The 1,550-nt window shown below is 70.8% G+C and carries 2 protein-coding genes; both read left to right on the top strand.

Going from position 1 to position 1,550, the window contains the following annotated elements:
- The coding region (locus DW299_RS19685; protein WP_136035213.1) for an LAVTG motif-containing sortase-dependent surface protein at positions 1-142 on the top strand (142 nt) is incomplete at its 5' end.
- Positions 143-249: 107 nt separating this feature from the next.
- Positions 250-1,275 carry an Lrp/AsnC family transcriptional regulator gene (locus DW299_RS00130; RefSeq protein WP_136035212.1) on the top strand — a complete coding sequence of 342 codons (1,026 nt, stop codon included), beginning with the start codon at positions 250-252 and terminating at the stop codon, positions 1,273-1,275.
- Positions 1,276-1,550 lie beyond the last annotated feature (275 nt).

Genomic DNA, 1,550 nt, shown 5'->3' with positions numbered 1-1,550 from the left:
CGCGACGACCGGTGCCGACAGCGTGCCGTACATCGTCGCCGCGGTCGTGCTGCTCGCCGCGGGCCTCGGCCTGTTCGCGCTGCGCCGCCGTCGTGCGCTGGCGACGGAGGCCTCGACGGTGGAGTCCGCCGAGGCGGAGTAGCCGCCCGCGTGACCGAGGGCGCCGCCGGGGCTTCGGCTCCGGCGGCGCCTTCGCGCTTCGTGGTCCTGGGATAACCTTCACGTGCCCGAACCCGCGAAGGAGAACCCGTGCCCGCGAACGATGTGATGGCCGACGAGACCGACCGGATCGTGGCCGCGGCCCTACAGGTGAACGGGCGGGCGTCGTGGGGTGAGATCGCGCGCGCCATCGACCTGCCGGAGCGCACGGTCGCCCGCCGTGGACAGCGTCTGCTCGATCGCGGCCTCGTACGGGTCTCCACCTACGTCGACCCGGCGAGGGTGCTGCACGCCCGGGCCGTGCTGTTCCGCATCACGACCGAGCCGCACGCGCTGTGGCACGTCGCCCGCACGCTCGCGCGGCGCACCGACGCCTCCTCGGTGTCGGTCCTGGAGGGCAGCAGCGACATCGCGGGCATGCTGCTCCCCCACGACGACGCGTCGATCCGCGAGCTGCTGTTCACCGATTTCCCGGAGGTCGACGGCATCGCGTCGATCAACGTCACCACGGTGCTGAAGTTCTTCCGCTCGGGGCACGACTGGCGGGTGGGCGTGCTGACCGACGAGCAGGTGCACATGCTCGACGAGTCGTCGGGCTCGGAGGTCGATCCGGCCGATGCGCTGAGCGCCGACGAGGAGGCGCTGATCCGGCTGCTGCTGAAGGACGGGCGGATGCCGGTGGCGCAGCTCGCCCGCGCCCTGGGCCTCAACGTGACCACGACCCGGCGCCGCATGGAGTCGCTGAACCGGCGCGGCCTGATGCATCCGCGCACCGAGATCGTGCCGAGCCTGTTCGGGCTGGGCCTGGAGGCGCTCGTGTGGCTGCGCGTGCCGATGGACCGGCTGGAGAAGGTGGGCACGGCTCTGGCCGCGGCTCCGGAGGTGAAGTTCATCGTGGCGACGACGGGCACCTCGCAGCTGCTCATGAACGTGCTGGTGACCGATGCCGACGCGTTCTACGACTTCCTCACGGGACCGGCGGTCGCGGGGCACGACGGGCTCGAGGTCGTGGAGTCGCTCGTCGTGATCACCCCGGTGCTTCGCGGCTCGCTGATCGTCGACGAGGCGCCCGAGGCGCTGGCGCAGGACATGCCGACGGGAGCCATCCGGCTATAGGCCGATTCTGTTACGGGAGTGTAAAGAAATGGCGAGATCGTTCGCTATAGCTTGACCTAGTGGCGAAATAGGGCGAGTATCCTCTCCAGGGCCATCACCCCTGGAGAGGACGATCGTGTTCACGGCTACTGGAGACGACTGGGCGGACCGCGCGGCGACGCTCACCCTGCGCACCCGCATGTTCATCGACGGCGCGTGGGAGGACGGCACCGCCGAGCCGCTCGCCCCGGTCAGCCCGCGTGACGGTCGCGCCCTGCCGCCCATCGCCGCCGCCT

This window comes from Microbacterium sp. K35 (assembly GCF_004794375.1).
GTDB lineage: Bacteria > Actinomycetota > Actinomycetes > Actinomycetales > Microbacteriaceae > Microbacterium > Microbacterium sufflavum.
This window is presented reverse-complemented; position numbering and strand designations above follow the sequence as displayed.